Origin of the sequence: Roseburia sp. AF15-21 (assembly GCF_003479505.1) — a bacterium.
In the GTDB taxonomy this organism is placed as follows: Bacteria; Bacillota; Clostridia; order Lachnospirales; family Lachnospiraceae; genus Roseburia_C; species Roseburia_C amylophila.
This window is the reverse complement of the sequence record NZ_QUHG01000004.1, coordinates 48,598-74,609: the sequence shown is the minus strand read 5'-3', so window position 1 is coordinate 74,609 and position 26,012 is coordinate 48,598. Positions and strand designations below refer to the sequence as shown.

The following is a 26,012-nucleotide window of genomic DNA, read 5'->3' as shown; positions in this document are numbered from 1 at the left end:
CCGGCTCAATAAAGCAAGTTTCACTTGCAAAAATCCCCTTTCTATGATAACATCAGATTGTCGGGAAAGAGCCGGAAAGGCTTTCTTTTATTTTTTTTACAAAAGATTGTTAAAAAAATAACAATAGTAAAAGGCAAATTTAATTCAGAAGGAGACGAGAAAATGGCACAGAAAGTAGTTTTAGCAGGCGCATGTCGTACCGCAATCGGTAAAATGGGAGGAGCTTTAAGCAATACTCCAGCCGCAGATTTAGGCGCAATCGTAATCAAAGAAGCATTAAACAGAGCTGGTGTTAAACCAGAACAGGTTGATGAAGTAATGATGGGATGTGTAATCCAGGCAGCACAGGGACAGAACGTTGCACGTCAGGCTTCTATCAAAGCAGGTTTACCAATCGAGGTTCCTGCATTTACATTAAACGTAGTTTGTGGTTCTGGTTTGAAATGTGTAAACGAAGCTGCAAACATGATTATGGCTGGTCAGGCAGACATCGTTGTTGCAGGTGGTATGGAGAACATGTCTATGGCACCTTACGCTATGACAAAAGCTCGTTTTGGATATCGTATGAACAATGCAACAATTATCGATACCATGGTAAATGATGCATTAACAGACGCATTTAATCATTATCATATGATGATTACAGCAGAGAACGTATGTGACAAATACGGAATTACCCGTGAAGAGTTAGACGAGTTCTCAGCAAACAGCCAGCAGAAATGTGAAAAAGCAATTGCTGAAGGCAGATTCAAAGACGAAATCGTTCCTGTACCTGTTAAGGTTAAGAAAGAAACTGTTATGTTTGACACAGATGAGGGACCACGTCCAGGCACAACTGCTGAGTCATTAAGCAAATTAAGATGCTGCTCTGGTAAAGAGGGCGGACTTGTTACTGCAGGTAACGCTTCCGGTATCAACGATGGCGCAGCAGCAATCGTTGTTATGAGCGAAGAAAAAGCAAAAGAGCTTGGTGTTAAACCAATGGCTACATGGGTTGCAGGAGCACTTGGCGGAGTTGAACCGGAAATCATGGGTGTTGGACCTGTTGCTTCTACAAAGAAAGTTCTTGCAAGAACCGGAATGTCTATCGATGACTTCGACTTAATCGAGGCAAACGAAGCATTCGCTGCTCAGTCAATCGCAGTTGCAAGAGATCTTGGATTCGATATGTCTAAGGTTAACGTAAACGGTGGTGCAATCGCACTTGGACATCCTGTTGGAGCATCTGGATGCCGTATCTTAGTTACATTGCTTCATGAGATGCAGAAGAGAGACGCTAAGAAAGGTCTTGCTACTCTGTGTATCGGTGGTGGAATGGGCTGCTCAACAATCGTTGAGAGAGACTAATTCACTCTTTCTGAATAAGTAAATATACCCGGGAAGTGCAAAACGCTTCTCGGGTCTTGCGTTGCAAGTTATAACCCAGAAGGCTTTCGTTTTCGGGTAAATATAATACATAAATTTTTAAGGAGGACTAACATGAAAGTTGGCGTTATTGGTGCAGGTACCATGGGACAGGGCATTGCAAAAGCATTTGCTCAGGTAGAAGGATATGAAGTAGCTCTTTGCGACATCAAGCAGGAATGGGCTGATGGCGGAAAAGAGAAAATCGCAAAAGGATATGCAAGACTGGTAGAAAAAGGAAAAATGACACAGGAAACTGTTGACGGAATCCTTGCTAAAATCACACCAGGTTTAAAAGAGAATCTTTGCGCAGACTGCGATTTAATCGTAGAAGCAGCATTCGAAGATATGGGCGTTAAGAAGACAACATTCCAGGAGCTTGATAAGATTGCTAAACCAGAATGTATCTTTGCTTCTAATACATCCAGTCTTTCTATTACAGAAATCGGAAATGGTCTTACCCGTCCAATGGTAGGTATGCATTTCTTCAACCCGGCAGACAGAATGAAATTAATCGAAGTTATCGCTGGTGTAAATACTCCTGCTGAAACAGTAGAAGCTATTAAGAAAATCTCTGTAGAAATCGGAAAAACTCCGGTACAGGTAAATGAAGCTGCAGGTTTCGTAGTAAACCGTATCTTAATCCCAATGATTAACGAAGCTGCATTTATCAAAATGGAAGGTGTATCTGATATCGCAGGTATCGACGCAGCTATGAAGCTTGGTGCAAATCATCCAATGGGACCTCTTGAGTTAGGTGACTTCATTGGTCTTGACATCTGCCTTGCAATCATGGATGTACTTTACAACGAGACAGGCGACAGCAAATATCGTGCATGTCCATTAATCCGTAAAATGGTTCGTGGTGGTAACCTCGGCGCTAAGAGCGGAAAAGGATTCTATGTATACAACGCTGACCGTACAAAGACCCCGGTTGACGCTCAGTAAAATAAAATTTATGGAGGATTTCAGAACATGGATTTCAGTTTAGATAAGAAACATGAAATGGCGAGAACTCTGTTCAGAGATTTCGCAGAAAACGAAGTAAAACCTCTGGCTCAGGAAGTTGATGAGACAGAAGTATTCCCACAGGGAACAGTTGATAAAATGGCAAAATTTGGTTTCATGGGAATTCCGGTACCAAAGGAGTACGGCGGACAGGGATGTGACCCATTAACCTATGTTATGTGTGTAGAAGAGTTATCTAAAGTTTGTGGTACAACAGGTGTTATCGTATCTGCACATACTTCTCTTTGCATCGACCCAATTATGACTTACGGTACAGAAGAGCAGAAACAGAAATATGTAAAGCCACTTGCAACAGGTGAGAAGCTTGGTGCATTCGCATTAACAGAGCCGGGTGCTGGTACAGATGCCCAGGGAGCACAGACCAAGGCTGTATTAGATGGTGATGAGTGGGTATTAAACGGATCTAAATGCTTTATTACAAACGGTAAAGTTGCAGACGTTTATATCGTAATCGCAATCACAAGTGTTACCGAAGATAAGAGAGGAAGAAAGAAGAAGAACTTCTCTGCATTCATCGTGGACAAGGGAGCTCCTGGATTCTCCTTCGGAACAAAAGAAAAGAAAATGGGTATCCGTGGATCATCTACATACGAGTTAATCTTCGAAGACTGCAGAATTCCAAAGGAAAATCTGTTAGGACCAGAAGGAAAAGGATTCCCAATCGCTATGCATACTCTGGATGGCGGACGTATCGGTATCGCAGCTCAGGCACTTGGTATTGCAGAAGGTGCATTAGACAGAGCAGTTGCATACACCAAAGAAAGAAAACAGTTTGGTCGTTCTATCGCTCAGCAGCAGAATACCCAGTTCAAGCTTGCTGATATGGCAACCAGAATTGAAGCAGCTCAGATGCTGGTTTACAAAGCTGCTATGGCTAAAGCAACACAGAAGGTATATTCTGTAGAAGCAGCAAAAGCAAAATTATTCGCAGCAGAAACCGCAATGGCAGTTACTACAGAAGTAGTTCAGTTATTCGGTGGATACGGATACATCAGAGAATACGATGTAGAGCGTATGATGCGTGATGCTAAGATTACAGAGATCTACGAAGGAACAAGTGAAGTTCAGAGAATGGTTATTTCTGGCGCATTATTAAAATAGTTTCTGACAGATCGGCGCAAAAGGATTTTAAACGAAAAATCATGGCGCACACAAATTAAAAATATAAGGAGTGAATATACCGTGAAAATAGTTGTATGTGTAAAACAGGTACCAGATACAAAAGGCGGAGTAAAATTTAATCCGGATGGTACTTTGGATAGAGCTGCAATGCTCACTATCATGAACCCAGATGACAAAGCAGGTCTGGAAGCAGCATTAAGATTAAAAGATCAGTACGGTGCAGAAGTTACTGTACTTACCATGGGACTTCCAAAGGCTGATGAAGTTCTTCGTGAAGCAATGGCAATGGGCGCTGACAAGGGAATCCTTGTAACAGACCGTGTATTAGGTGGTGCAGATACCTGGGCTACTTCTACTACAATCGCTGGTGCATTAAGAAACCTTGACTATGATTTAATTATCACAGGCCGTCAGGCTATCGATGGAGATACCGCACAGGTTGGTCCTCAGATCGCAGAGCATCTTGGACTTCCGGTTATTTCCTATGCACAGGATATCAAAGTAGAAGGTGACAGCGTAATCGTTGAGCGTCAGTTTGAAGATGGATATCATGTATTAAAAGCAAAAATGCCTTGCTTAGTGACAGCATTATCTGAATTAAACGAGCCGCGTTACATGACTCCAGGCGGAATCTTCGATGCATTTGACAAAGAAGTAACTGTATGGGGCAGAGCTGACCTTAAAGACGTAGATGATTCTAACCTTGGTCTGAAAGGTTCACCGACCAAAATCGCAAAAGCATCTGACAAAGTCCGTAAAGGTGCAGGCGAGAAGGTTGCTCTCGATACCGACGAAGCAGTATCTTACTTAATTGGCAAATTCAAAGAGAAACATATCATCTAATAAAAATAAGGAAAAGTGGTGAATAAAATGGGTTTAGAAGAGTATAAAGGAGTATTTGTCTTTGCACAGCAGGTAGACAACACATTAAATGGTGTTGCTTTTGAGTTACTTGGAAAGGGCAAAGAACTTGCAAAAGATTTAAATACAGAAGTAACTGCAGTATTAATTGGTTCTGATGTGAAAGGTCTTGCAGATCAGCTTGCTGAGTACGGCGCTGATAAAGTTATCGTAGTAGATGATCCGGAACTGAAGAACTACAGAACAGAGCCATATGCACATGCATTAGCATCCGTAATCAACGAATTCAAACCAGAAGTTATGTTAGTTGGTGCAACAGCAATCGGTCGTGACCTTGGTCCTACTGTATCTGCAAGAGTTGCAACAGGTCTGACAGCTGACTGTACTGTTCTTGAGATTGGTGATTTCCCAATCAATCCGGTTGGAAACCAGGAGCAGAAACACAATCAGTTACTGATGACCCGTCCTGCATTCGGTGGAAATACCATCGCAACAATCGCTTGTCCGGATAACCGTCCTCAGATGGCTACTGTACGTCCAGGCGTTATGCAGAAAATTGCTCCAATCAAAGGTGCAAAAGCAGAAGTTATCGAGTTCAATCCAGGATTTACACCAAACAACAGATATGTTGAAATCATGGATATCGTAAAAGAAGTTAAGAATACAGCAAACATCATGGACGCAAAGATTTTAGTATCCGGAGGCCGTGGAGTTGGTTCTAAAGAAAACTTCAAACTGTTAGAGGACTTAGCAGAAGTTCTTGGTGGAACAGTAAGCTGCTCCCGTGCAGTTGTAGAGAATGGATGGCTTCCAGTTGACTTACAGGTAGGTCAGACAGGAAAGACAGTTCGTCCTCAGATTTACTTTGCAATCGGTATTTCCGGAGCAATCCAGCACGTAGCTGGTATGGAAGATTCTGATCTCATCATCGCAATCAACAAAGACGAAGATGCTCCAATCTTCGACGTTGCAGATTACGGTTTAGTAGGAGACTTAAACAAGATCGTTCCAGCTCTTACAAAAGCTTTAAAAGAGGAAATGGCTGCAAAATAATCCGTTTACGGATGTAATATTTCATCTTGGATGAGTCTCATTTGAGATGTGTGATAAAAGGGTGTCATGCAAACCGGAAGATTTGTGTGATGCCCTTTTTATGCACCTGACGGGAAATTTGCAAAGTATGTTGCCTGTAGTTAAACCGCAGGTATTTTTTTGGGTACATACATTGTATACAGTGGAAAAAAGTGGTATTCTAAACAAGGTTTGCAGGAAACTGTTTTGGCAGTGTGGCAGACAAATAATATTGCGGCATCGGCAGACAGATGCAGAAAAGAGGAAGAGACTATGAATAGAAGTAGCAGAACAGTGAAACTCGTTGAGATGGCTCTGTTGGTTGCAATCATTCTGATTCTGGCTTTTACCCCACTTGGTTATATTAAGACACTTGGTCTGGAAATTACATTGATTGTAGTTCCAGTTACAATTGGTGCCATTATTTTAGGACCATTGGGTGGAGCAGTATTAGGAGCAGTATTTGGAATCACAAGCTTTATCCAGTGCTTTGGAATGAGTCCTTTTGGAGCAGTACTTCTTGGCATCAATCCATTCGGAACCTTCGTGGTATGTGTAGTATCAAGAATTCTGATGGGCTGGTTGACCGGACTTATCTATAAGGGATTATCCAAATTTCCGAAAATGAAGAACTGGAAGATTTTAATTGCCAACCTGGCAGGTCCAATCTTAAATACCTTTTTCTTCATGTCAACACTGGTAATCTTTTTCTTCAGCTCCGATTACATACAGTCACTGGCAGGCGGATTAAATCCATTCCGTTTTGTCATTGCCTTTGTAGGTGTCAACGGACTGGTTGAAGCAGCAGCCTGCTTCGTGGTAGGAAGTGCAATTACCAAGGCATTGCAGGTTGCAATGAAAAATAAATAAAGAATATCTGCTTCAGATAAAAAGAGGAATGCTCTGTTTTCGTAATTAGAAAACAGAGCATTTTGTATGCTGGAAATTTGCTGAATATAAGAATGAAGTTATGAATTGTCATAACAAAAACGGTATTTACTGCCACAGATATATTCATATCCAACATGGATGAGCTCATTGTGAATATCATACATTTCTGTATGAAAAAGAAACAATGGGTCACCGGGTGAAATATGAAGAAGATTGGCTTGTTCCGTTGAGGCTTTTACTGCATCAATATAAGAATTCTGTGAACAACCAATGCAGATATCATATTTTTCACGAAATAGCTGATACAGAGAGCTATCTAAAGGTTCTGTCAGCAAAAATGAAAATTTGTGACATGGATAATAATTGTTCTCAATCATAATAGGTGTTGCATCTGCATATCGAATACGTTGGATATAAACAATAGAATCGCCCTCAAAGAGTTCAGCATTATCAAGATGATACTGTTCATATGGTATGACTTCACGTTTGGTTACAATAGTAGATGCCTCCATTTGATTGGCTTTGCATGCATCGGAAAAACTGAGAGTATGTTCCAGTTTACGAAAAATTTTCCGCTCTTTTACAAAGGTTCCTTTTCCCTGTTTCTTAATTAAGACCCCTTCATTACATAATTCAGTAATTGCACGCCTTATGGTAATACGGCTCACATGATATAGTTCAGACAATTCAGTTTCTGTCGGGATTTGCTGACCGGAAATATAAATTCCTTTTTTTATTTGTTCGAGTAAATCATTTTTTAACTGTTCAAACAGTGGTATATCACTGGTTGTGTTCAATTTCATAATAATATCACCTCACAAACATTATAATAACATATAATGTTTTGCATAACAATATGAATTTAAAAAACATCATATTGAAAAGATTATGTGAAAAATTGTATAAAAAGTAATAAAAAGTAAAGGGAAAGTATAAAAAATAGATAATAAAATGTTGAGAATGCTGAAAGTGATTTGAGAAAAAGAAACAATATTGCAATATAACGTTATATGATGATATAATCAATTTAACAAAAGGAGGTGGAAAAATGCAAAAAGAAGCAGACAAGATATTTCAATCAACCTGTATTTTTGATTCTGTTTCAGAAGAGGCATATCCAGGATATGTGGCAATAAAAGGAAAACAGATTCTTGAAGTCGGATGTGGAGATATCCCAAATGAACTGGTGGGTGAATCTACTGAAGTTGTGGACTATGGAGAGGGAACCATTTGCCCGGGATTTGGTGATACCCATACATTTTTCACAGGATATGTAGTGGATTATCTTGGTGTGGATTTATCAGAAGCAGTTAATCTGAAACAAATAGTTGAACGGTTATCAGAAAATCTGGAAATGAATCCGGAGACGGTCGTTTTATTTGGAAATCATTTACAACCGGAGCTGGCAGAAAAAATAAATAAGGGAGGTGAATTGGAACAGGTTAAAAGACCGGTTATTTTATTTACTGCCGGACATGGGTATTGTGCTATGAACAAAGTTGCAGAAGAAGTGTTTGGGTTTACACCAGATACATGCGGAAGTTCAGAGGCAATTTATAAAATTATGAAAATTTATCTGAATGATAGAGATTTTATTATTCCACAGTTTAAGGCATATATGTCTATGTTAAACAGCCATGGGATAACATCTGTAAAAGAAATGGGATTTGATAATTTTTATGGATTTACAGATATATTGGCTGAATTGGAACAGAAAGCAGAATTGAGCCTTCGGATTTCCTTTATGTCACAACCAGTAGGAAAGAAAATGGATTTAGCATATGGAAAAGAAATGAAGAAGAAATATCATTCTGATTTTTTAAGGTTTTCCGGTTATAATCAGATGACAGATGGATTGATTGTCTCAGAAGAGGCAGATCTGATGGAGCCATATGAGGGAAAAGATTATTGTTGCCAAAAGAATATTGATTATGCATTATTAGAAGAAGATGTACTTACAGCAGACCGTGAAGGATTCAGATTTACATTGCATTCTGAAGGGGATGGTTCCTTCCATAAAATTCTTCAGATTTATGATAAATGTGAAAAGGAAAATGGAAGATTAAAGAATCGACATGGAATTACTGATTTGGAATTGACGGGTGCAGTGGACGAAGAAAAAATGGCACAGCTTGGAGTCTTTGGTGAGATTTATACACAGGTTTATAAGTTGGATTCCTGTGAAAATTGGAAACAAGACTATGATGAAAAACTTGGTAGCAGGCGGAGCCGTTATATGAATTATCGTTCAATGGCAGATCATGGTGTGATTTTAAGTGGTGCAACGGATCTTCCGATGTTAATACCGGATATACCTGAGGCAATTTATTATGGATGCGGAACCTATGCCGCAGATGGAAAAGAACCGGTTCAGCCGGAAAATGGTCTGACAATACCGGAAATGTTAAAAACCTGGACAATTGGAAGCCAGTATGCCATGGAACAGGAACATATATTAGGAACGCTGGAAAGCGGTAAGCAGGCTGATATAGTAGTTTTTGACAGGAATCTTTTCAAAACAGATATTGAAGAAATTCGAAAGGCACATGTTTTAAGAACCATATGTGCTGGACAGGATGTTTATAAAGAAATGGAGAATAGGTAAAGGAGGTTTTGCGATGAGTGACAAAACAAAAGCACATTTGAGTGCAAAAACGTTATGGGTACTTTTTATTCTGGGACTTGTAAATGCAGTTATGTATTGTTTCCCTTATATCAGATATGTGTTTTATGATCAGCAGATTGCAGCTATGGGAATTACAAATACCCAGTCAGGAATTTTAATGACAATTTATGCGGCAGCAAATACGATTACATTGATTCCCGGTGGAATATTAGCTGATAAGTGGTCTGTGAAAAAATGTCTAGTAGGCTCTATTCTGGGTTCTGTAGTTATCGGAATTATTTATGCACTTACCATGAATTTTGCAGTAGCCTGCGTATTATGGGCTGGACTTGGTGTGTCTACAATTTTTGTATTCTGGGCAGCAATAACCAAAGCAGTAGGTCAGGTTGGCACAGCAGAAGAGCAGGGAATGTGTTATGGAATTTATTATGCTGCATCAGGTATTATTTCTGCAATTTTAAATGCAGTATGTTTACAGGTAAGCCGTTTATCAGATGACCCATCTACTTCCTTTAGTATTGCAGTATGGGCAATGGTAGCATTTACAGCAGTTGCTTTAATTCTGACAATGATATTTTTTAAAGAAAAAAGTATTACACAGACAAAATCTTCTGATGAAGAATTTAAAATTAAATATGTCGGTGAAGCGTTAAAGAATCCGATGACCTGGCTCTTTTCACTGATGGTATTATGTGCATATGGTCTGTATACAAGTGTATCCTATTTTTCACCATATCTGACGGATGTACTTGGTATACCGTTGGTACATTCATCTTTTATCAGTATTGTGAGAAGTAATCTTATGAACCTTTTATGTCCGATTGGTGGAATTATCGTAGATAAGATTTTTAAATCTTCTACAAAATGGTATATTACTGCATTTGGAATTACAATTGTGATTTATGGTGGAGTATTGATAATGCCATCCAACATCAGTCCGGTACTGGCAACAATTGTTTCTTTGTTACCAAGTGCAATTGGTATGATGCTTTACGGAGTAATCTGGTCGGGATTACAGGAATGTAAATTTAAACCGATATATGCAGGAACTGTAATTGGAATTGCATCTATTATCGGATATTTGCCAGATTCTTTTTACTATATAATTTTTGGAAAGTGGATGGATAAATTTGGAAATAATGCTTATCCAATGATTTTTGGCTTCCTGATGGGAACTGCTGTACTTGGTATGGCTATAACAATTTTAATGAGAAAACTGATTAAGAAAAATAACTAAGAAAGAAGGTATTTAAAAATGCATGCATCAGAATTTAACGTAGAAAAATTTGTTGATATAATTGAAAAGGAAAATGGAACAATCAGTGAAGTATATTTTGTGGCCTGTGGAGGCTCTCTGGTTGACCTTTATTCTTCATGTTACTTTATTAACCGAGAATCATCCACCATGACAGCAGAGTGGATTACCAGTAAAGAATTTGTTTTAACCCCTCCAAAGAAACTTGGAAAACACTCTGTTGTCATTATCTGTTCACATGGTGGAAATACAAAAGAAACGGTAGAAGCAGCAGAACTTGGTGTAAAGGAAGGTGCATTTGTAATTACATATACACATACACCGGGCAGTGCCTGCGACAGTGAAAAATTCCATGCAATTGTCTATGATTGGGAGCCGGAAACATTACAGAAGGATAGACCATTAGGATTAAATTACAGTATTATAAATGAGTTGATTCACAGACAGGAGCCGGAGTATAAACTTTATGAAGAAATGAAGGATGGAATCACTAAATGCGATGCAATTATCCGTAATGCAACAAAGAAGTTTCAGAATAAGGCATGGAATTTTGCAGAACATTATTATAATGCACCATTTTTATATATTATGGCATCCGGTTCTGCATATGCACAGGCATACGGATTTGCAATCTGTTCTCTTCAGGAGATGCAGTGGATGGACTGCTGTTATCTTGATTCCGCAGAATATTTCCATGGACCATTTGAGGTAACAGATAAAGACCATATTTATATCCTCTTAAAATCGGTAGGAAAAACAAGAATGATTGATGAAAGAGCAGAAGTATTTTTAAATAAATATGCGGAAAAATATGAGATTATTGATGCAGCAGATTGTGGAATGGATGCAATAGATGATTCCTGCGTAGATTATTTTAATGCTCCATTGTTCTATGAAATGAGCGTGTTATACCGTACTGCAATTCAGAATAAGAGCGGACACCCATTGGATATGCGCCGGTATATGGGAGTTGTAGAGTACTAGACGAAAGGAGAAACAGTATGAAATATGACGTAAGTGTGGTAGGCTTTGGGGATAACGTGGTAGATATTTATACTCACGAGAATGTACAGTATCCAGGTGGAAATTGTGTAAATCTTGCTGTGTATGCCAAAATGTTTGGTGCAAAAAGGTGTGCCTATATGGGCTATTTTGGTACTGATAAAAATGCAGATCATGTTATTTCTGCGTTGAGGGAAGAACAGATTGAACTGGTAAAGTGTAAGAAAATTGAGGGAGAAAATGGTTATTCCAGATGTACCTTAGAAGATGGTGACCGTGTATTCTTAGATTATAATGAAGGTGGAGTCCGGAGCAGACATATTTATGATCTGGATGAATTTGACTTGGAATATCTTGCAGAATTTGATCTGGTACACAGTGGAAATTACTGTTATATGGAGTCACAGCTTCCAAAGATTAAAGCAGCCGAACTTCCATTATCTTTTGATTTCTCGGATGATTCTGAACCGGAATATTATGAAAAAATAGCACCATTAGTAACATATGCATTTTGCTCCTTTGATGGAACGGATGATGAAGTAAAAAAACACCTTAAGAAAGTAGCCTCTTATGGACCGAAAATTGTGTGTGCATCCAGAGGCGCAAAAGGTTGTATGCTTTATGCAAATAATGAGTTTTTTGAGCAACCGGCATATCCGATTGAAAAAGCAATAGATACTATGGGTGCAGGAGACTCACTTATTACAACTTTTATGGTAGGTTATCTTGACCGTAAGAAAAAAGGTATAGATGATAATGTTTCAATCAAAGAGAGTATAAAAGAGGCTGCAAAGTTTGCAGCAAAAGTATGCCAAATGGAGGGTGCTTTTGGACACGGAAAGGAAGTTCAGATAGATGCTTTAAAAACAAAATAAAAGAATAAAAAACGAATCGTAACACATACTATTCCGGAAAATGCAGTAAGCAAGGAGGAATGGCATGAAATATAAAACGTATCGTATCTGCCTCCTTTCACTGGTGATTCTTGCAGTGATAGGAGGCATTCTTTATTATGCGAATGAGAATGGTGATAAAAGTGCAAAAGGAGAAGGAACATTTGTAACCAGATTTATAGAAAGGATGCCATTTTCATGAGCAGTCAGCAGACAAGTCTTTATATTAAAATCGAAAAGAATTCCGTGGTCAGAGACCGCAATGTCAGATTGTCGGATGTTGCCAGGATGACAGGAACGGATGAAGCAATGATACGTCAGTTGAAGCAGATGAAAATCTATTCCTTTCCACAGAAAGCAAAGAAAACAGAATATGTCCAGGTGATGACTTCATTAAAAATAATTGAAATGATACAGGCACAGTATCCGAATGTAAATATTACCAATGAAGGAGAAGCGGATTTCGTCATAGAATATGAGCCCAAACTACAACCGGGCAAAGCATCAGAGGTTATCAAAACCAGCATTTTATGTATCCTGATTTTCTTCGGGGCAGCATTTACGATTATGGCATTTAATAATGATATTTCAGTGACAGAGCTTTTCCAGAAACTCTATTATCAGGTGATGGGGAAGGAGTCATCGGGGATTACAGAACTGGAAATCTGCTACAGTATTGGTCTGCCGATTGGTGTTATCATTTTCTTTAATCACTTTGGCAACAGTAAAATAACCAATGATCCGACACCAATCCAGGTGGAGATGCGTAAGTACGAAAAAGATGTAGATGATACTTACATTGCCAACTGCGGACGGGGAGGCAAGACGATTGATGTGGATTAGACATGTTTTCCTAGGACTGGCAGGACTGACCGCCGGCGCTGCGGTGGCTGGAGGAACCTTTGCATTCCTGATCATGCTTAATATCATCCCGCGGATGATTGGTAAATCCAAGACGGCAGGAAGGATTTATCTATATGAAAATATGATCGTGCTGGGTGGAATCGGAGGCAATCTTTTGTCGGTCTTTCTTACAATGAGAATTCCATTGGGACATATTTTCTTAGGAGTATACGGTATCTGTGCCGGTTTCTTTGTGGGCTGTGTAGCAGTTGCACTGGCTGAAATATTAAAGACTTTTCCGGTTATATTCCGGCGGCTTAAGGTAAAGACCGGATTGTGGGTGATTCTTTTATTTATGGCATTTGGAAAAATGGCTGGGGCACTTTTCTATTTCATAAGACAGCTGTCGGATTCCTGAATCACAGGGCAGGCAATTCCTTAAACGATAGGGGAATCTACAGGAGAAGTCTGTAGGACAATATGCGGCTAGGGTTGATGTTTTTCGTGGAATGTTATAAAATGAAAATATAAAAATCCGTAAGGAAGAAGTGAAAAAATGATACAGTCAATTGCACGTCAGAGTGTTGTAATCAAATGTAATCTGCAGGCATCTATCATGATGGGAAACTATGAATTCTATTATGCGGCAGGTCTTGCATACAAACTGACCGGAAATATGGCAACAGAGATTTTACAACCACAGCAGTTAATTGAAGAGGTCAACCGGATGCTGGCAGACTATTTGACAGATGATGTGCGGGAGCAGCATCTGATTCGGATGTTAAAAGATTACGAACCGGATGATAAACTAGATGAACAAATGCGTGAATTATTTCAGGAGGGACAGACAGAACAGCGTTTGTGGCAGGAATAGGAAGCGATGTTATGGGGAAGAAATTTACAATTGGGGTATTGATTGGAAATGTGCATACAGCACATCCGAAGGACCTGATGAGGGGGATTCGGGCAGCAGCAAGCGGGATGGATGTTAATATGATTTATTTTCTGGGAACGCAGAGTGTGCGTTTCAACCAGAAATTTGCACTGGAGGATTTTGATTATCAGTATAATACCGTCTATGATTATGCAAAATTAGCAAAAGTAGATGTATTGATTATTGCATATGGCTCTCTTTGCATTTTTCAGGAAAATGAAGATAAACAGGCATTTTTGGATAAATTTGCGGGAATACCATATGTACTGTTAGAAGATGCAACGGATGATCCACGGGGTATCTATGTCATGGTGGATAACTATGGTGGTATGCAAAAATGTGTGGAGCATCTTATTATAGAACATCATTTAAAGCATCTGGTTTATCTTGGGGGACCGGAAGACAATCAGGATGCCATAGAGCGGAAAGCAGCATTTTTAAATGTTATGGCAGAACATCATCTGCCCGTGACGCCGGAAATGATGGCGGTGGGAGATTATTCGGAATTCGTGGATAATCTTGTAGAACAGCTGCTAAGGGACAATCCGGATGCCGAAGCAATTATATCAGCTAATGATGAAATGACAGTGGCGTGTTATCGTGTATGCAAAGCCCATGGACTCCGGATAGGAAAAGACATTTTGATTACCGGTTTTGATGATGTGGAGAGGGCGCGTTATAGTAATCCACCATTGACGACTGTCTCCCAGGATGCTTATAAAATGGGGCAGATAGCGGTAGAAAAGGCAGTAGATATCTGTGCAGGCAGACCGGTGGAATCTGTCCGGTTGGATGCAGAACTTATAATCCGGGAATCCTGTGGCTGCAAAGTAACACGAAGAGCGAAAGAAAAGGCAGATGAGAAAACAGAGCTGCTTCATATTATTGATGAATTAAGGCTTTTTCAGCATAAATCGTGGCTTGGCCCATTTCTGATCCGGGACCTGATGCAGGAAGCAGAGAATGAGAAATCTTTCTACCGGAAAAGTGGAGAAGTATTTTATCATCTGGGTATACGCAGTTCCCTGCTTTATCTGTTGGAGCAGCCGGTTACCTACGAAAAGGGACAGAAATGGAAGATGCCCCAAAGGATGTATTTAACTATGCACCAATACAGGGAAAATATTCAGGTATTTGAGAAAAAGGAACGTCCATATATAGATGGAAGCTTTGGTGTACCGGATTGTTGCAGCTCCGGTGAAGATCATTTTTCTTATATCAGCTTTCTATTAATTGATGGAAAGCGGCAGTACGGACTATTGATGCTTGAGATTGAACCGGAAGAGATTTCTTTTTATTATATACTGGCATTGCAGCTTGGAACATCTCTCCGTTTTCTGGAAGCAAATATTAAACAGAAAAAATATCGTGACCGGCTGCGGGAAAAGAATGAAGTATTAAATTTTATTGCAATTTATGATGAACTGACCGGAATCTATAACCGTAGAGGACTGATGGAGAGTCTGGTCCGGTTTAATCAGGATAATTTAGGGAAAAAAGCCTGTCTTATGATAGCTGACCTTGACCATTTAAAGGAAATCAATGATAATTTTGGCCATGCAGAAGGAGACTGCGCAATTCGGACAGCAGCAGGAATTGTAAAAGAAGTCTTTGGACAGTATGGAGATGTGGGAAGATTCGGAGGGGACGAATTTGCAGGCATTGTAAGATATAGCGAGATGGAAGAGAAGGAACAGCTCATTTACAATATTCACCAGAAATGTGAACAGTACAATGAACATTCCATGAAACCGTATTATGTTGGAATTTCAGTTGGAGTAGTAGAATTTGTCTGTGAAAAGAAGATTGATTTTATTGAGATGTTTAAGCATGCTGATGAATATCTGTATGAGGAAAAAAAGAAACGGCGCAAGACAGTCTGCCGTAATGTAAATTTCGAGAATTCGTAATAAGCCGGTGTTGAAAAACAAACGAAAATATGCTAGAATAAAGCAAATCATATGGTAACGTTTCCATGCAAATGAAGACGTAAAGAGCGGACAGAAACAGCGGGGAGAAAGATATGCTTACAAATGGAAAAACGGGGTAATACGGATGAAGATAAGAAAGCAGTTGGAAGTAAAGAAAGAGAAACTTAAGAAAGTAAAACCAAAAAAGGATAAGTTAAAGAAAGAAAAGGTAAGAAAACCGAAGAAAGAACGGATTAAGAAGGAAAGACCGGCAAAACAGACGGAAAGAAAGCCACAGCCGAAGAAAACAGGCAACAGTAGAAAGGCTGCGAAGGATAAGGGAATGGGGCTTCGTGGCATTCAGGTAAAATTAATCGGGGCATTTATGATTCCGGTTATCCTGTTTGTTATCATCGGTTTTATGATTTATTCAAAGTGCAGTACTACCTTGAATAGTACATACGAGGCTTCTGCAAATACCAGTGTTGGTACATTGGAAGAGTATCTCGGACTTGGTTTTGAGAATATTGAACTGATGGCAACACGTCTTTCTATTAATTCTGCAATTACAAGTTATTATACAGGTTCAGAAGTAAAGTCAGAGTCTATGCTGATGGATGCAAAGGTTGCATTGAGCAATGAATCTACTGCAGACAAATTCATCGATCACATTATAGTTTGTGCGAAGAGTGGAACAGCATGCAGTGAAAAGGGTGCAATCCGTGGAGATGTATATAATGCGTTTGTTGAGTCGGAAGAAGGAAAGAATGTAGAGTCTGAGATTGGCATGGGAAGTATGTGGATCAGCAGCCACCCAGCCATTGATGAAGTCACCGGATATGACAGTGATGAGTATGCATTATCTCTTGTTACCGTTCTTAAGAATAATAGCAATAAATCTGTTGGATATATCATCATTGATGTTAAGACAAGCTTTATCCAGGATATATTAGACAATGCACAGATTAGTGATAACAGCATCAAGGGCTTTGTATTAGAGGATGGAAGCCAGGTGTTAAGTGGAGATAGTGATATAAAATTTACAGATACGGACTTTTATCAGGAAGCATTAACAGGAGAAAATCTGCAGGGTTCTAAAGAAGTGTCTTATGAGGGCGCAGATTATCTGTTTACATACAGCAGGATTGAAGGTACGAATATGCTGGTATGTGCCATGGTTCCGCAGAAAGAGATTATGGCAGGTGCACAGGCGATTCTCAGATATACGTTAATTGCCGTAGCAATATGTGCAGTTATTGCAATCGTGGTAGGTTCCGTTCTTGCAAGCGGAATTTCCAAAGCAATCCGTAAGGTTAACCGTGTCTTAAAGAAGACCTCCGATGGAGATTTGACCGGACAGATCAGCATGAAGCGTAAGGATGAGTTTAATGTGTTGTCATCCAGCATTACCAATATGATTGGCAGTATGAAGGATCTGATTCTCAAGATGACCAATGTCAGTGGTCATGTTTCTGATTCGGCAGTCCAGGTAGGAACCAACTCCGAAGTTTTATTGGAAGTAACAAAGGATATCACGGAAGCAGTGGATTATATCAACAGTGGTATTTCCCAGCAGGCACAGGATACGGAAAGCTGCCTGGAGCAGATGAATGGTCTGGCAGAAAGAATCAATGTTGTACATGAGAATACTGATGAAATCAGCGAAATTGCCCAGGAAGCCCAGGGAGCAATTGAAAATGGTATGGTTATCGTAGCAAACCTTGGTGAAAAAGTTCAGGGTACAACGGAAGTAACAGAGACCATCATCCGGGAAATCAGAGAACTGAACAAAGAATCTATTGCAATTAACAGCATCATCGGAACAATCAATGAGATTGCAGAACAGACTAATCTTTTGTCCTTAAATGCATCAATTGAGGCGGCGAGAGCCGGTGAAGCAGGAAGAGGATTTGCAGTAGTTTCTGAAGAAATCCGTAAACTGGCAGAACAGTCCGGAAATGCGGGTAATCAGATTGGTGAGATTATCAATCATATTCAGGAACGTCTGGCAGCTACCATCGAGACAGCTGGACTTGCAGGCGAGAGCGTTGCATTCCAGACAGAAGCATTGAATAATACCGTTGATGTATTTAAGAATATCAGTCAGCAGGTAAGCAAGCTGGCAGAGGATGTTGAGAAGATTACCCAGAGTGTGGGTGGCATCGAACAGGCAAAAGAAGATACCATGAATGCCATCGAAAGTATTTCAACGACCTCTAACCAGACAGAATCTGCATCTGAAGAACTTGCCCGTAGTACAGAGAAACAGTTACAGGCAGTAGAAGTATTAAATGATGCGGTAAAACGGCTTCAGATGGATGCAGAGGATCTGGATACATCAGTAAGTATCTTCAAGGTACAGTAAGGAATATAATTCGGCAGTCAGGTTTCTGGCTGCCGTTTTTTACTTTACAGGAAATTGCTTTCCTGTAAAGTAAAAAAACGCTCCGCGAGGATGCGCACTGCGGCGTATAAGGTAGATGTCGCAAGCGACCGCCGCAGGCGCGGGAATGTGCCAAGGCACATTCTTTGTTTCGTAAAGAATCCGTAAGAAGCTGCCAGTGACAGGTTCTGCAGGGCGAGCTTGATATTATGGCATAGAATACATATAATAAGAGTCAGAGTATTTCAAAAGTTTGAGAAAGCTAAGAAGTTGAGATAGAAAAGAGGAGAAATAAATATGCAGACAGGAAAAGCAATTTCAGTTCCGGCAATTCTGAAAGTCGGAAATGGCACGTTAAATCAACTGGGAAGTTATTTAAAGGGAGAAGGCTTAAAGCAGGTAGTCATTTTTCTTGGAAATGGTTTGATTGATATGTTTGGTGAGACTGTAATGGAATCACTGAAAAAAGAAGAAATTACAGTGTTGGAGTATAGCGAACTGGATACCGTTGATATCGATGATATTATAACGCTTGCATTTTCCATGCCGAATAAAACGCAGGCAGTTATTTCAATTGGTGGCGGAAAAGTAATCGATGCTGGAAAATATGCCGCATTTTTAAGAAACATTCCGTTTATCAGCGTTCCGACCTCCAGTTCCAGTGATGGATTTTCCAGTGCCAGTGCATCCCTTTTGGTGCACGGTAAGAGAACTTCGGTTCCGGCAAAACTGGCTTATGGCATTGTGGTGGATACGCAGATTATCCGCACGGCACCAGAGAAATTTATTTATTCCGGTATCGGAGATATGATTTCAAAAATCACAGCATTATATGACTGGATTTATGAGGAAAAATGTGGTTACTCCACGGTAAATGATTTTGCAGTTATGATAGCGAAGAAAGCGGTGAACAGTTTTGTCCGGACTCCATATCAGAGCATAAAGGATGAATTGTTTTTAAAAGAACTGGTGGATTCTCTAGCCATGAGCGGAATTGCCAATGAAATTGCCGGAAGCAGCGCACCGACCAGTGGAAGCGAGCACCTGATTTCGCATGCACTGGACAAATTATTGGAAGTGCCACAGTTACACGGTATTCAGGTCGGTATTGCAACCTATATCATGAGCAAGGTGCACAATCACAGATATGTGCGGGTACAGACCGTATTGGAAGAGACCGGATTTTTTGATTTTGCAGCAACACTTCAGATGAAAAAGAGCGATTTCCTTGCGGCAATTGATTTGGCACCGTCTATTAAGCCATTCCGTCACACTTACCTTCACGAAGAAAAATACCGGGAAGAAGCAAAACGCCTGGTGAGAGAAGATGAAATCTTAAATCGTATATTGGTTGACTGACATTCATAAGGAACTGCCGGGCATCCGTAAGAAGCTGCCGGTGTATGTATAAAAGAAACAAGTTTTGCCATACTAAGAGAAAAATATTATATTATTTAGGAAGGTTTTAGCATGGCAAAAAGTGAATCAGAAAAAGATATGCGGCAAAAAAATGAAAATCTGAATAAAACAGTACAGGAGCAGGATGTTGTGGAAAGAAACCAGGCATATAACGAATATGTAAAGCAGGTAACACCAACGCATAATCTTGCCCTGAAAATGTTAAAAGCATTTGTGACCGGCGGAATTATTTGTTGTATTGGCCAGGTGATTTTAAATATTGCACAGAACGCAGGACTGGATAAAGATACTTCCGGCGGCTGGTGCAGTATGATCCTTGTCCTCATGAGCGTAATTCTTACCGGTCTTAATATTTATCCATCAATTGCAAAATTTGGCGGGGCAGGAGCCCTCGTTCCAATTACCGGATTTGCCAATTCAGTGGCGGCTCCTGCCATCGAATTCAAAAAGGAAGGTCAGGTCTTTGGTATTGGCTGCAAAATTTTTACCATTGCGGGTCCGGTAATCCTTTATGGAATCTTTACAAGCTGGCTACTTGGGGTCATATACTGGATATATCAGCTGATAGCGAAGTAAATTGGGCAAAATCGTTCAAAAACAAGAGAATTTTGCCCAAAAGAAGTAGAAAAGCAAGACTTTATCAAGGAAGAGGAGTCGTGTCCCGCGGTAAATTGGGCAAAATCGTTGAGGAACAAGAGAATTTTGCCCAAAAGAAGTAGAAAAGAGAGACTTCACCAAGGAAGAGGAGCCGTGTTCGGTGGTAGATTGGGCAAAATCATTGTGAAATAAGAGTGTTTTGCCCAAAAGAAGTAGAAAAGCAAGACTTTATCAAGGAAGAGGAGCCGTGTCCCGCGGTAAATTGGGCAAAATCGTTGAGAAACAAGAGGGTTTTGCCCAAAAGGAGAAGAAAAACAAATTCACAAAGTCAGCTTCCCGCTAATCCCCAAAATAGTAATGAATTAATTGCTCGGCATAAGCAGAATCAAAGGGATGCTCACTTGTTTCATAAGTAGTAATTAATTGAATGGATGGGATAATGTTATGTGCGGTGTAAAGCTGAAGCTTGGAAAAGACATTCTTTCGATAAGAAGGAAAATCCATCAGACCAAAATGCTCCCAGTAATAAAATGCTCCTGTTTTAGGATGACGAAGCGTGAAATCAGGGTGCAGGGTAGTTTCGCCTAAACACAGTGCACATTCATAACGAAAAGGAATACGGTTATGTGAGAGCAGTGTTGCAATCAGTGCTTCTGATTTGGAACGGACCATCAGACCGGAAGCAGATTTGTGAATCCGTTGTTCCGGGTATTTGATATTGTATTCAAAATCAGCATTCATCCATTGATTTAATTCTGTGGAAATGGGTTGGAGGACAGTGTGAAATAATTCACAATAGGGAGAAGATTCTTGAAAAAGAGTTTCAATTTTAGAAGGATGTGAGGCAAGGGTGTCAATACAGGTGCGGATTGTCTGTCGCTCAAAAGAGAGGGACTGCAGTTTTAGTTCTAAATATTTTTTCCGGGCCATGACTTGAGCAAAATTTTTCTCTTTCTTGGGAATATAAAACTGTTGGGATAGAAGTTGATGATACCACTTGGTATAGTTGCCATTGTGGGTACAATAAAGAGTGCCGGGTGGCAGAGTGGAAAGTTCATCCTGAATGGCAGAGATTTGCTCCGTAAGATTCTTATAATGAGATAATAGTTTATTATAGATGTCAGTTTCTCCTTTCTCAAAAAGTTCAATGGAAATATTGAAAAATGTTGAAATTAATTGCTGCCATGGATTTATTACAGCATAACCGTAGATAGAAGTAAAGAAAAGAAACATGAAAAATTTCTGAAAAATACATAAAATGTCAGAACCTGGACATGCTAATCACAAAAAGGAGTGATGACATGTCTGAGGTAAAGGGAAAACAGAGTCTTCGCTTTGCGAAGACTCCTTTTATTTTAAATTCGGCATCGGTGGTCGGAAAGAAAGAAGGTGAAGGACCGCTGGGAGAGTATTTTGATGTGATTGGAAATGATGACAAATTTGGATGTGAGTCATGGGAGGAAGCAGAAAGTACCTTGCAGAAGGAAGCAGCAACCCTGGCATTGGGAAAAGCAGGGCTTGCGCCGGAAGAAATCCGTTATATTTTTGCAGGAGACCTATTGGGGCAGACCATAGCAACATCCTTTGGACTTCTTGATTTTGAAATTCCATTGTTTGGAGTGTATGGCGCCTGCTCCACGGCAGGGGAATCCATGTCACTTGGAGCGATGTGTGTGGCGGCAGGATTTGCGGAAAATGTCCTGACGATTACGTCCAGTCATTTTGCCAGCGCGGAGAAACAGTTCCGATTTCCGCTGGAATATGGGAATCAGCGTCCCATGTCGGCTACCTGGACGGTTACTGGAAGTGGTGCCTATGTATTGTCCACCCAACGGACTCATGTAAAAATCAGTGGAATCACCACCGGAAAAATTGTGGACTATGGAATTCATGATTCCTTAAATATGGGAGCAGCGATGGCACCGGCAGCGGCAGACACCATAGCTGCACATTTTGCGGATTTTGGAAGTCAGCCGGAAGAATATGACCGCATTATAACTGGGGATTTAGGAACTGTCGGACAGGAAATCCTATTTGATTTGCTAAAGAAAAAGGGCTATGACATCGAGAACAATCATTCAGACTGTGGAATCGAAATTTTTGATGCAAAAGAACAGGATACGGATGCTGGCGGAAGTGGCTGTGGCTGCAGTGCTTCTGTTTTATCTGCCTATTATCTTCCGAAGATTATTTCAGGGGAATGGAAAAAGGTGTTATTTGTGCCAACCGGAGCATTGCTTTCCACAGTAAGTTATAACGAAGGGAAAAATGTACCGGGAATTGCCCATGGAGTAATGCTTGAGTATGTGCCGTAACAAAAGCCTGGTAGATAATAAAAAGTAATAATAGTTTTGATAAGAATGATGGAAGAAAGGAAAAGAACACATGGATTATGTGAATGCATTCTGGGTAGGAGGCCTGATATGTGCCCTCTGCCAGATTTTAATGGAAAAGACGAAAATGCAGCCGGGACGGATTATGGTGCTATTGGTATGTTCCGGAGCTGTTTTGGGAGCAATCGGTGTATATCCGCCTTTCGTGGAATTTGCAGGGGCGGGAGCATCGGTGCCATTGTTAGGCTTTGGCAATACGCTGTTTAAGGGAATTAAGGAAGCAGTTGATGCCAATGGATTTATCGGAATCTTCATGGGTGGATTTACGGCAACGGCGGTAGGAATCTCTGCTGCATTGGTATTTGCCTATCTGGCATCCCTGATATTTGAACCAAAGATGAGAAAGTAGAAAATCCACACAGAAGATGCATAGAAAAGGATAGGTTGGAAACAATAAACTTGAAATCAATAAAAAGGAGATATTGAACATGAAGAAATTAAGAAAACTGGTGTTGACCATGATGGTAGTGTGCCTCTTTGGCAGCATGGCAGCCTGTGGTAATAGGAATGGAAATGAGGAAAATACCACGGAAAACGGAGCAGGAAGTAACAATACTACCAATAAGAATGACACAGACAATAAGAATAACACAAATGACAAGAATAATCGTGACAATACCACAAACAATGGAGATAACGGCGACGGTGTGGTAAATGATGTGACAGACGGAGTAGTAGATGGTGCAGAAGATATTGTAGATGGTGTGGATGATGCAGTAGATGATGCCGGAACCGGAATTAAAGATGCTGTGGATGATGCAACAACCGGAACCAATGGAAATGGTAATAATGCAAAAACAGCAAGATAGTTTTGAATAAAGATTTTTAAATGAAAAAAACAGGATTGAAAACTCAATGAAAAGTTTTCAATCCTGTTTTGTATAATATGAGTACCACGATGACTCATATAAAATTGTTTCTCTTGGTGAAAAACTTATTTGTCATCAATACTGTAGTTTGGTGCTTCTTTTGTGATATGAATGTCATGTGGATGACTTTCCTTTAAGGAAGCAGCAGTAATCTTAACGAAACGGCCTCTTTCCTGTAATTCTGGAATAGTAGGACATCCGCAGTAACCCATACCGGAACGGATACCACCGATTAACTGGAATACGGTATCTTCAAGACTTCCCTTGTAAGCCACACGTCCTTCAACACCTTCCGGAACAAGTTTCTTAGCACCTTCCTGGAAGTAACGGTCTTTGCTTCCATTTTCCATAGCTGCAAGAGAACCCATACCACGGTAAACTTTGTATTTTCTTCCCTGATATAATTCGAAGGTTCCAGGAGCTTCGTCACATCCTGCGAACATACTTCCCATCATACATACATTACCACCGGCAGCTAAAGCCTTGGTCATGTCTCCGGAGTACTTGATACCACCATCGGCGATGATTGGAATACCATATTCTTTTGCAACTGCAAAGGCATCCATGACAGCAGTAATCTGAGGAACACCGATACCTGCAACCACACGGGTAGTACAGATAGAACCAGGTCCGATACCAACCTTAACAGCATCAGCACCAGCTTCAATTAAAGACCTGGTTGCTTCACCGGTTGCTACGTTACCTGCGATAACCTGAAGATCAGGATAAGCAGCTTTGATTTTCTTAACTGCATTTAAGATATTTAAGGAATGTCCATGTGCGGAATCTACAACGATTACATCGACATGGGATTTTACCAGTGCATCGATACGGTCCATCATGTTAGCAGTAATACCAACAGCAGCACCACAAAGCAGTCTGCCCTGGTCATCCTTTGCGGATAATGGATATTTAATCTGTTTTTCAATATCTTTGATTGTGATAAGGCCTTTTAAGTGAAAATCTTTATCTACAATTGGAAGCTTTTCTTTTCTTGCCTTAGCGAGAATTTTTTTCGCTTCGTCTAATGTGATTCCTTCCGGAGCAGTAATAAGACCTTCGGAAGTCATGCTTTCTTTAATTTTCTTTGTATAATCTGTTTCGAATTTTAAATCGCGATTGGTGATGATGCCGACTAATTTTCCGTTTTCTGTAATAGGAACTCCGGAGATGCGGAAGTTGTGCATTAAATCTTCTGCGTCAGCTAATGTATGATCTGGGGATAAGAAAAATGGGTCTGTGATAACTCCATTTTCGGAACGTTTTACCTTGTCCACTTCCTCCGCCTGAGCCTCGATAGACATGTTTTTGTGGATGATTCCGATACCACCCTGTCTTGCCATAGCTATTGCCATGCGATGTTCAGTTACTGTGTCCATTCCAGCACTCATCATTGGAATGTTTAATTTGATTTTCTTAGTCAGGTATGTGGTAAGATCAATCATATTAGGAGTAACTTCCGAATATGCAGGAACCAGCAAAACATCATCAAATGTAATTCCTTCGCCGATAATTTTACCCATTTTCTCGTTTCCTCTCTTTCTTATTAAAAAGTGTGTAATATAATAAAGCCTTTAATTTCTCAATTCTAGCAAAAAAATAATATACTGTCAATTGTTAAAACAACTATTCCATTTTATATAAAAATATGTTATTCTTTTAGACGGACAACGGGGTCAACCAAGGGTGAACGTTGTCCTTTTTTCAAACAGAGGGGGAAAAAGGATGGAATTTCGACCGTGCATAGACATCCATAATGGCAAGGTCAAGCAGATTGTGGGCGGAAGTCTTAAGGATGAAGGAAATCAGGCAAAAGAGAATTTTGTGGCGGAGCAGGATGCCGCTTATTTTGCAGAATTTTATAAAAAAGATAAGATTCGTGGCGGACATATCATTCTGCTGAATCCGGCAGACAGTTCTTATTATAAAGAAACGAAACGTCAGGCACTGCTTGCACTTCGCACCTATCCGGGCGGTATGCAGGTTGGCGGCGGCATTCATGCAGAGAATGCGAAAGAATTTATTGAGGCAGGAGCCAGTCATGTAATTGTGACATCCTATGTATTTAAGGATGGAAAAGTAAATTATAATAATCTGGAGAAAATTCTTGCAGCAGTAGGAAAAGAGCACCTGGTTCTGGATTTGAGCTGCCGGAAAAAAGATGGCGACTACTATATAGTGACAGACCGCTGGCAGAAATTTACCGAAGAGAAAATCACGCCGGAGTTATTAGATAAATTAAAGGAATATGCGGATGAATTTTTAGTACATGCAGTAGATGTAGAGGGAAAAGCATCCGGCATTGAAGTCCCACTGGCAGAAATGTTGGGAGACTGGGGCAGAATTCCAATTACATATGCTGGAGGAGTCGGCAGTTTTGAAGATTTAAAGCAGTTAAAAGAACATGGAAAAGGCAGGCTTAATGTGACGATAGGCAGTGCATTAGACCTGTTTGGCGGCAGAATGGCATATAAAGAGGTTCTGCAGTATATAAATCAAGTATAAGGAAA

At 40.1% G+C, this 26,012-nt stretch carries 25 protein-coding genes; 22 read left to right on the top strand and 3 right to left on the bottom strand.

Features of this window, described 5'->3' with window-relative positions:
* Positions 1-162 precede the first annotated feature (162 nt).
* From DWW33_RS07350 to DWW33_RS07325, 6 genes are all read left to right on the top strand, one after another.
* The gene (locus DWW33_RS07350) at positions 163-1,347 is read left to right on the top strand and encodes an acetyl-CoA C-acetyltransferase (RefSeq protein ID WP_117841801.1); all 1,185 of its coding nucleotides are present in this window, start codon (positions 163-165) and stop codon (positions 1,345-1,347) included.
* 132 nt (positions 1,348-1,479) lie between these two features.
* Positions 1,480-2,352 carry a 3-hydroxyacyl-CoA dehydrogenase family protein gene (locus DWW33_RS07345; protein ID WP_022244335.1) on the top strand — a complete coding sequence of 291 codons (873 nt, stop codon included), beginning with the start codon at positions 1,480-1,482 and terminating at the stop codon, positions 2,350-2,352.
* A gap of 27 nt (positions 2,353-2,379) precedes the next feature.
* On the top strand, positions 2,380-3,534 hold the full coding sequence (locus DWW33_RS07340; protein ID WP_022244336.1) for an acyl-CoA dehydrogenase: 1,155 nt from the start codon (positions 2,380-2,382) through the stop codon (positions 3,532-3,534).
* Between the two features lie 81 nt (positions 3,535-3,615).
* Positions 3,616-4,398, top strand: coding sequence for an electron transfer flavoprotein subunit beta/FixA family protein (locus DWW33_RS07335; protein WP_022244337.1), 783 nt, complete (start codon positions 3,616-3,618; stop codon positions 4,396-4,398).
* 27 nt (positions 4,399-4,425) lie between these two features.
* The gene (locus DWW33_RS07330) at positions 4,426-5,469 is read left to right on the top strand and encodes an electron transfer flavoprotein subunit alpha/FixB family protein (protein WP_117699200.1); all 1,044 of its coding nucleotides are present in this window, start codon (positions 4,426-4,428) and stop codon (positions 5,467-5,469) included.
* Positions 5,470-5,760: 291 nt separating this feature from the next.
* Complete coding sequence (locus DWW33_RS07325) at positions 5,761-6,357, top strand: ECF transporter S component (RefSeq protein ID WP_117699203.1); 597 nt, start codon at positions 5,761-5,763, stop codon at positions 6,355-6,357.
* A gap of 98 nt (positions 6,358-6,455) precedes the next feature.
* On the opposite strand, the gene DWW33_RS07320 is transcribed toward DWW33_RS07325, so the two are convergent.
* Positions 6,456-7,181, bottom strand: a complete 726-nt coding sequence (locus DWW33_RS07320; RefSeq protein WP_117699199.1) for a GntR family transcriptional regulator — start codon at positions 7,179-7,181, stop codon at positions 6,456-6,458.
* 245 nt (positions 7,182-7,426) lie between these two features.
* On the opposite strand from DWW33_RS07320, the gene DWW33_RS07315 reads away from it, so the two are divergent.
* The 12 genes from DWW33_RS07315 to DWW33_RS07265 all read left to right on the top strand — a co-directional run bounded on the left by DWW33_RS07315 (position 7,427) and on the right by DWW33_RS07265 (position 20,219).
* A complete protein-coding gene (locus tag DWW33_RS07315; protein WP_117698961.1) occupies positions 7,427-8,983 on the top strand; it encodes an amidohydrolase in 1,557 nt (518 codons plus the stop codon).
* 13 nt (positions 8,984-8,996) lie between these two features.
* On the top strand, positions 8,997-10,241 hold the full coding sequence (locus tag DWW33_RS07310) for an MFS transporter (RefSeq protein ID WP_158561532.1): 1,245 nt from the start codon (positions 8,997-8,999) through the stop codon (positions 10,239-10,241).
* An 18-nt stretch (positions 10,242-10,259) separates the two neighbouring features.
* Positions 10,260-11,243 (top strand): SIS domain-containing protein, encoded by a 984-nt coding sequence (locus tag DWW33_RS07305; RefSeq protein ID WP_242995116.1) that lies wholly within the window; start codon positions 10,260-10,262, stop codon positions 11,241-11,243.
* Between the two features lie 17 nt (positions 11,244-11,260).
* On the top strand, positions 11,261-12,136 hold the full coding sequence (locus tag DWW33_RS07300; RefSeq protein WP_117698959.1) for a PfkB family carbohydrate kinase: 876 nt from the start codon (positions 11,261-11,263) through the stop codon (positions 12,134-12,136).
* A gap of 64 nt (positions 12,137-12,200) precedes the next feature.
* On the top strand, positions 12,201-12,356 hold the full coding sequence (locus tag DWW33_RS15670; RefSeq protein WP_156454679.1) for a hypothetical protein: 156 nt from the start codon (positions 12,201-12,203) through the stop codon (positions 12,354-12,356).
* Positions 12,353-12,997 (top strand): stage V sporulation protein AA, encoded by a 645-nt coding sequence (locus DWW33_RS07295; RefSeq protein WP_118177150.1) that lies wholly within the window; start codon positions 12,353-12,355, stop codon positions 12,995-12,997. Before DWW33_RS15670 ends, DWW33_RS07295 begins: the two co-directional genes overlap by 4 nt.
* On the top strand, positions 12,987-13,415 hold the full coding sequence (locus DWW33_RS07290; protein WP_118177149.1) for a stage V sporulation protein AB: 429 nt from the start codon (positions 12,987-12,989) through the stop codon (positions 13,413-13,415). Before DWW33_RS07295 ends, DWW33_RS07290 begins: the two co-directional genes overlap by 11 nt.
* Before the next feature lie 138 nt (positions 13,416-13,553).
* On the top strand, positions 13,554-13,871 hold the full coding sequence (locus DWW33_RS07285) for a DUF3837 domain-containing protein (RefSeq protein WP_117698956.1): 318 nt from the start codon (positions 13,554-13,556) through the stop codon (positions 13,869-13,871).
* Positions 13,872-13,882: 11 nt separating this feature from the next.
* On the top strand, positions 13,883-15,841 hold the full coding sequence (locus tag DWW33_RS07280) for a GGDEF domain-containing protein (protein ID WP_118639180.1): 1,959 nt from the start codon (positions 13,883-13,885) through the stop codon (positions 15,839-15,841).
* Positions 15,842-15,986: 145 nt separating this feature from the next.
* Positions 15,987-18,206 carry a methyl-accepting chemotaxis protein gene (locus DWW33_RS15665; RefSeq protein WP_118639179.1) on the top strand — a complete coding sequence of 740 codons (2,220 nt, stop codon included), beginning with the start codon at positions 15,987-15,989 and terminating at the stop codon, positions 18,204-18,206.
* A gap of 315 nt (positions 18,207-18,521) precedes the next feature.
* Positions 18,522-19,583: an iron-containing alcohol dehydrogenase family protein gene (locus DWW33_RS07270; RefSeq protein WP_117841808.1), complete on the top strand. Its 1,062-nt coding sequence runs from the start codon at positions 18,522-18,524 to the stop codon at positions 19,581-19,583.
* 111 nt (positions 19,584-19,694) lie between these two features.
* On the top strand, positions 19,695-20,219 hold the full coding sequence (locus DWW33_RS07265) for a SpoVA/SpoVAEb family sporulation membrane protein (protein WP_118639178.1): 525 nt from the start codon (positions 19,695-19,697) through the stop codon (positions 20,217-20,219).
* Positions 20,220-20,579: 360 nt separating this feature from the next.
* Here DWW33_RS07265 and DWW33_RS07260 read toward each other — a convergent pair whose 3' ends face one another.
* The gene (locus DWW33_RS07260) at positions 20,580-21,473 is read right to left on the bottom strand and encodes a hypothetical protein (protein WP_022244353.1); all 894 of its coding nucleotides are present in this window, start codon (positions 21,471-21,473) and stop codon (positions 20,580-20,582) included.
* Between the two features lie 68 nt (positions 21,474-21,541).
* Between DWW33_RS07260 and spoVAD the strand changes: the two genes are divergently transcribed.
* From spoVAD to DWW33_RS07245, 3 genes are all read left to right on the top strand, one after another.
* Positions 21,542-22,555 (top strand): stage V sporulation protein AD, encoded by a 1,014-nt coding sequence (gene spoVAD, locus DWW33_RS07255; protein WP_118639177.1) that lies wholly within the window; start codon positions 21,542-21,544, stop codon positions 22,553-22,555.
* Between the two features lie 70 nt (positions 22,556-22,625).
* Positions 22,626-22,982, top strand: a complete 357-nt coding sequence (spoVAE, locus tag DWW33_RS07250) for a stage V sporulation protein AE (protein ID WP_117841811.1) — start codon at positions 22,626-22,628, stop codon at positions 22,980-22,982.
* Positions 22,983-23,061: 79 nt separating this feature from the next.
* Complete coding sequence (locus DWW33_RS07245; protein WP_197420834.1) at positions 23,062-23,442, top strand: hypothetical protein; 381 nt, start codon at positions 23,062-23,064, stop codon at positions 23,440-23,442.
* Positions 23,443-23,567: 125 nt separating this feature from the next.
* Here the strand turns inward: DWW33_RS07245 and guaB are convergent, their stop codons facing one another.
* Positions 23,568-25,025 (bottom strand): IMP dehydrogenase, encoded by a 1,458-nt coding sequence (guaB, locus tag DWW33_RS07240; protein ID WP_022244357.1) that lies wholly within the window; start codon positions 25,023-25,025, stop codon positions 23,568-23,570.
* 202 nt (positions 25,026-25,227) lie between these two features.
* On the opposite strand from guaB, the gene hisA reads away from it, so the two are divergent.
* Positions 25,228-26,007, top strand: coding sequence for a phosphoribosylformimino-5-aminoimidazole carboxamide ribotide isomerase (gene hisA / locus DWW33_RS07235; protein WP_118639176.1), 780 nt, complete (start codon positions 25,228-25,230; stop codon positions 26,005-26,007).
* Positions 26,008-26,012: the final 5 nt, after the last annotated feature.

Coding starts and splice junctions, on each gene's coding strand:
- DWW33_RS07310 (WP_158561532.1), top strand. CDS start 8,997: ATGAGTGACAAAACAAAAGCACATTTGAGTGCAAAAACGTTATGGGTA.
- DWW33_RS07265 (WP_118639178.1), top strand. CDS start 19,695: ATGGCAAAAAGTGAATCAGAAAAAGATATGCGGCAAAAAAATGAAAAT.
- DWW33_RS15665 (WP_118639179.1), top strand. CDS start 15,987: ATGAAGATAAGAAAGCAGTTGGAAGTAAAGAAAGAGAAACTTAAGAAA.
- DWW33_RS07295 (WP_118177150.1), top strand. CDS start 12,353: ATGAGCAGTCAGCAGACAAGTCTTTATATTAAAATCGAAAAGAATTCC.
- hisA (WP_118639176.1), top strand. CDS start 25,228: ATGGAATTTCGACCGTGCATAGACATCCATAATGGCAAGGTCAAGCAG.
- DWW33_RS07340 (WP_022244336.1), top strand. CDS start 2,380: ATGGATTTCAGTTTAGATAAGAAACATGAAATGGCGAGAACTCTGTTC.
- DWW33_RS07290 (WP_118177149.1), top strand. CDS start 12,987: ATGTGGATTAGACATGTTTTCCTAGGACTGGCAGGACTGACCGCCGGC.
- DWW33_RS07280 (WP_118639180.1), top strand. CDS start 13,883: ATGGGGAAGAAATTTACAATTGGGGTATTGATTGGAAATGTGCATACA.
- spoVAE (WP_117841811.1), top strand. CDS start 22,626: ATGGATTATGTGAATGCATTCTGGGTAGGAGGCCTGATATGTGCCCTC.
- DWW33_RS07320 (WP_117699199.1), bottom strand. CDS start 7,181: ATGAAATTGAACACAACCAGTGATATACCACTGTTTGAACAGTTAAAA.
- DWW33_RS07330 (WP_117699200.1), top strand. CDS start 4,426: ATGGGTTTAGAAGAGTATAAAGGAGTATTTGTCTTTGCACAGCAGGTA.
- DWW33_RS07315 (WP_117698961.1), top strand. CDS start 7,427: ATGCAAAAAGAAGCAGACAAGATATTTCAATCAACCTGTATTTTTGAT.
- guaB (WP_022244357.1), bottom strand. CDS start 25,025: ATGGGTAAAATTATCGGCGAAGGAATTACATTTGATGATGTTTTGCTG.
- DWW33_RS07285 (WP_117698956.1), top strand. CDS start 13,554: ATGATACAGTCAATTGCACGTCAGAGTGTTGTAATCAAATGTAATCTG.
- DWW33_RS07300 (WP_117698959.1), top strand. CDS start 11,261: ATGAAATATGACGTAAGTGTGGTAGGCTTTGGGGATAACGTGGTAGAT.
- DWW33_RS07325 (WP_117699203.1), top strand. CDS start 5,761: ATGAATAGAAGTAGCAGAACAGTGAAACTCGTTGAGATGGCTCTGTTG.
- DWW33_RS07305 (WP_242995116.1), top strand. CDS start 10,260: ATGCATGCATCAGAATTTAACGTAGAAAAATTTGTTGATATAATTGAA.
- DWW33_RS15670 (WP_156454679.1), top strand. CDS start 12,201: ATGAAATATAAAACGTATCGTATCTGCCTCCTTTCACTGGTGATTCTT.
- DWW33_RS07260 (WP_022244353.1), bottom strand. CDS start 21,473: ATGTTTCTTTTCTTTACTTCTATCTACGGTTATGCTGTAATAAATCCA.
- DWW33_RS07350 (WP_117841801.1), top strand. CDS start 163: ATGGCACAGAAAGTAGTTTTAGCAGGCGCATGTCGTACCGCAATCGGT.
- DWW33_RS07270 (WP_117841808.1), top strand. CDS start 18,522: ATGCAGACAGGAAAAGCAATTTCAGTTCCGGCAATTCTGAAAGTCGGA.
- DWW33_RS07245 (WP_197420834.1), top strand. CDS start 23,062: ATGAAGAAATTAAGAAAACTGGTGTTGACCATGATGGTAGTGTGCCTC.
- DWW33_RS07345 (WP_022244335.1), top strand. CDS start 1,480: ATGAAAGTTGGCGTTATTGGTGCAGGTACCATGGGACAGGGCATTGCA.
- spoVAD (WP_118639177.1), top strand. CDS start 21,542: ATGTCTGAGGTAAAGGGAAAACAGAGTCTTCGCTTTGCGAAGACTCCT.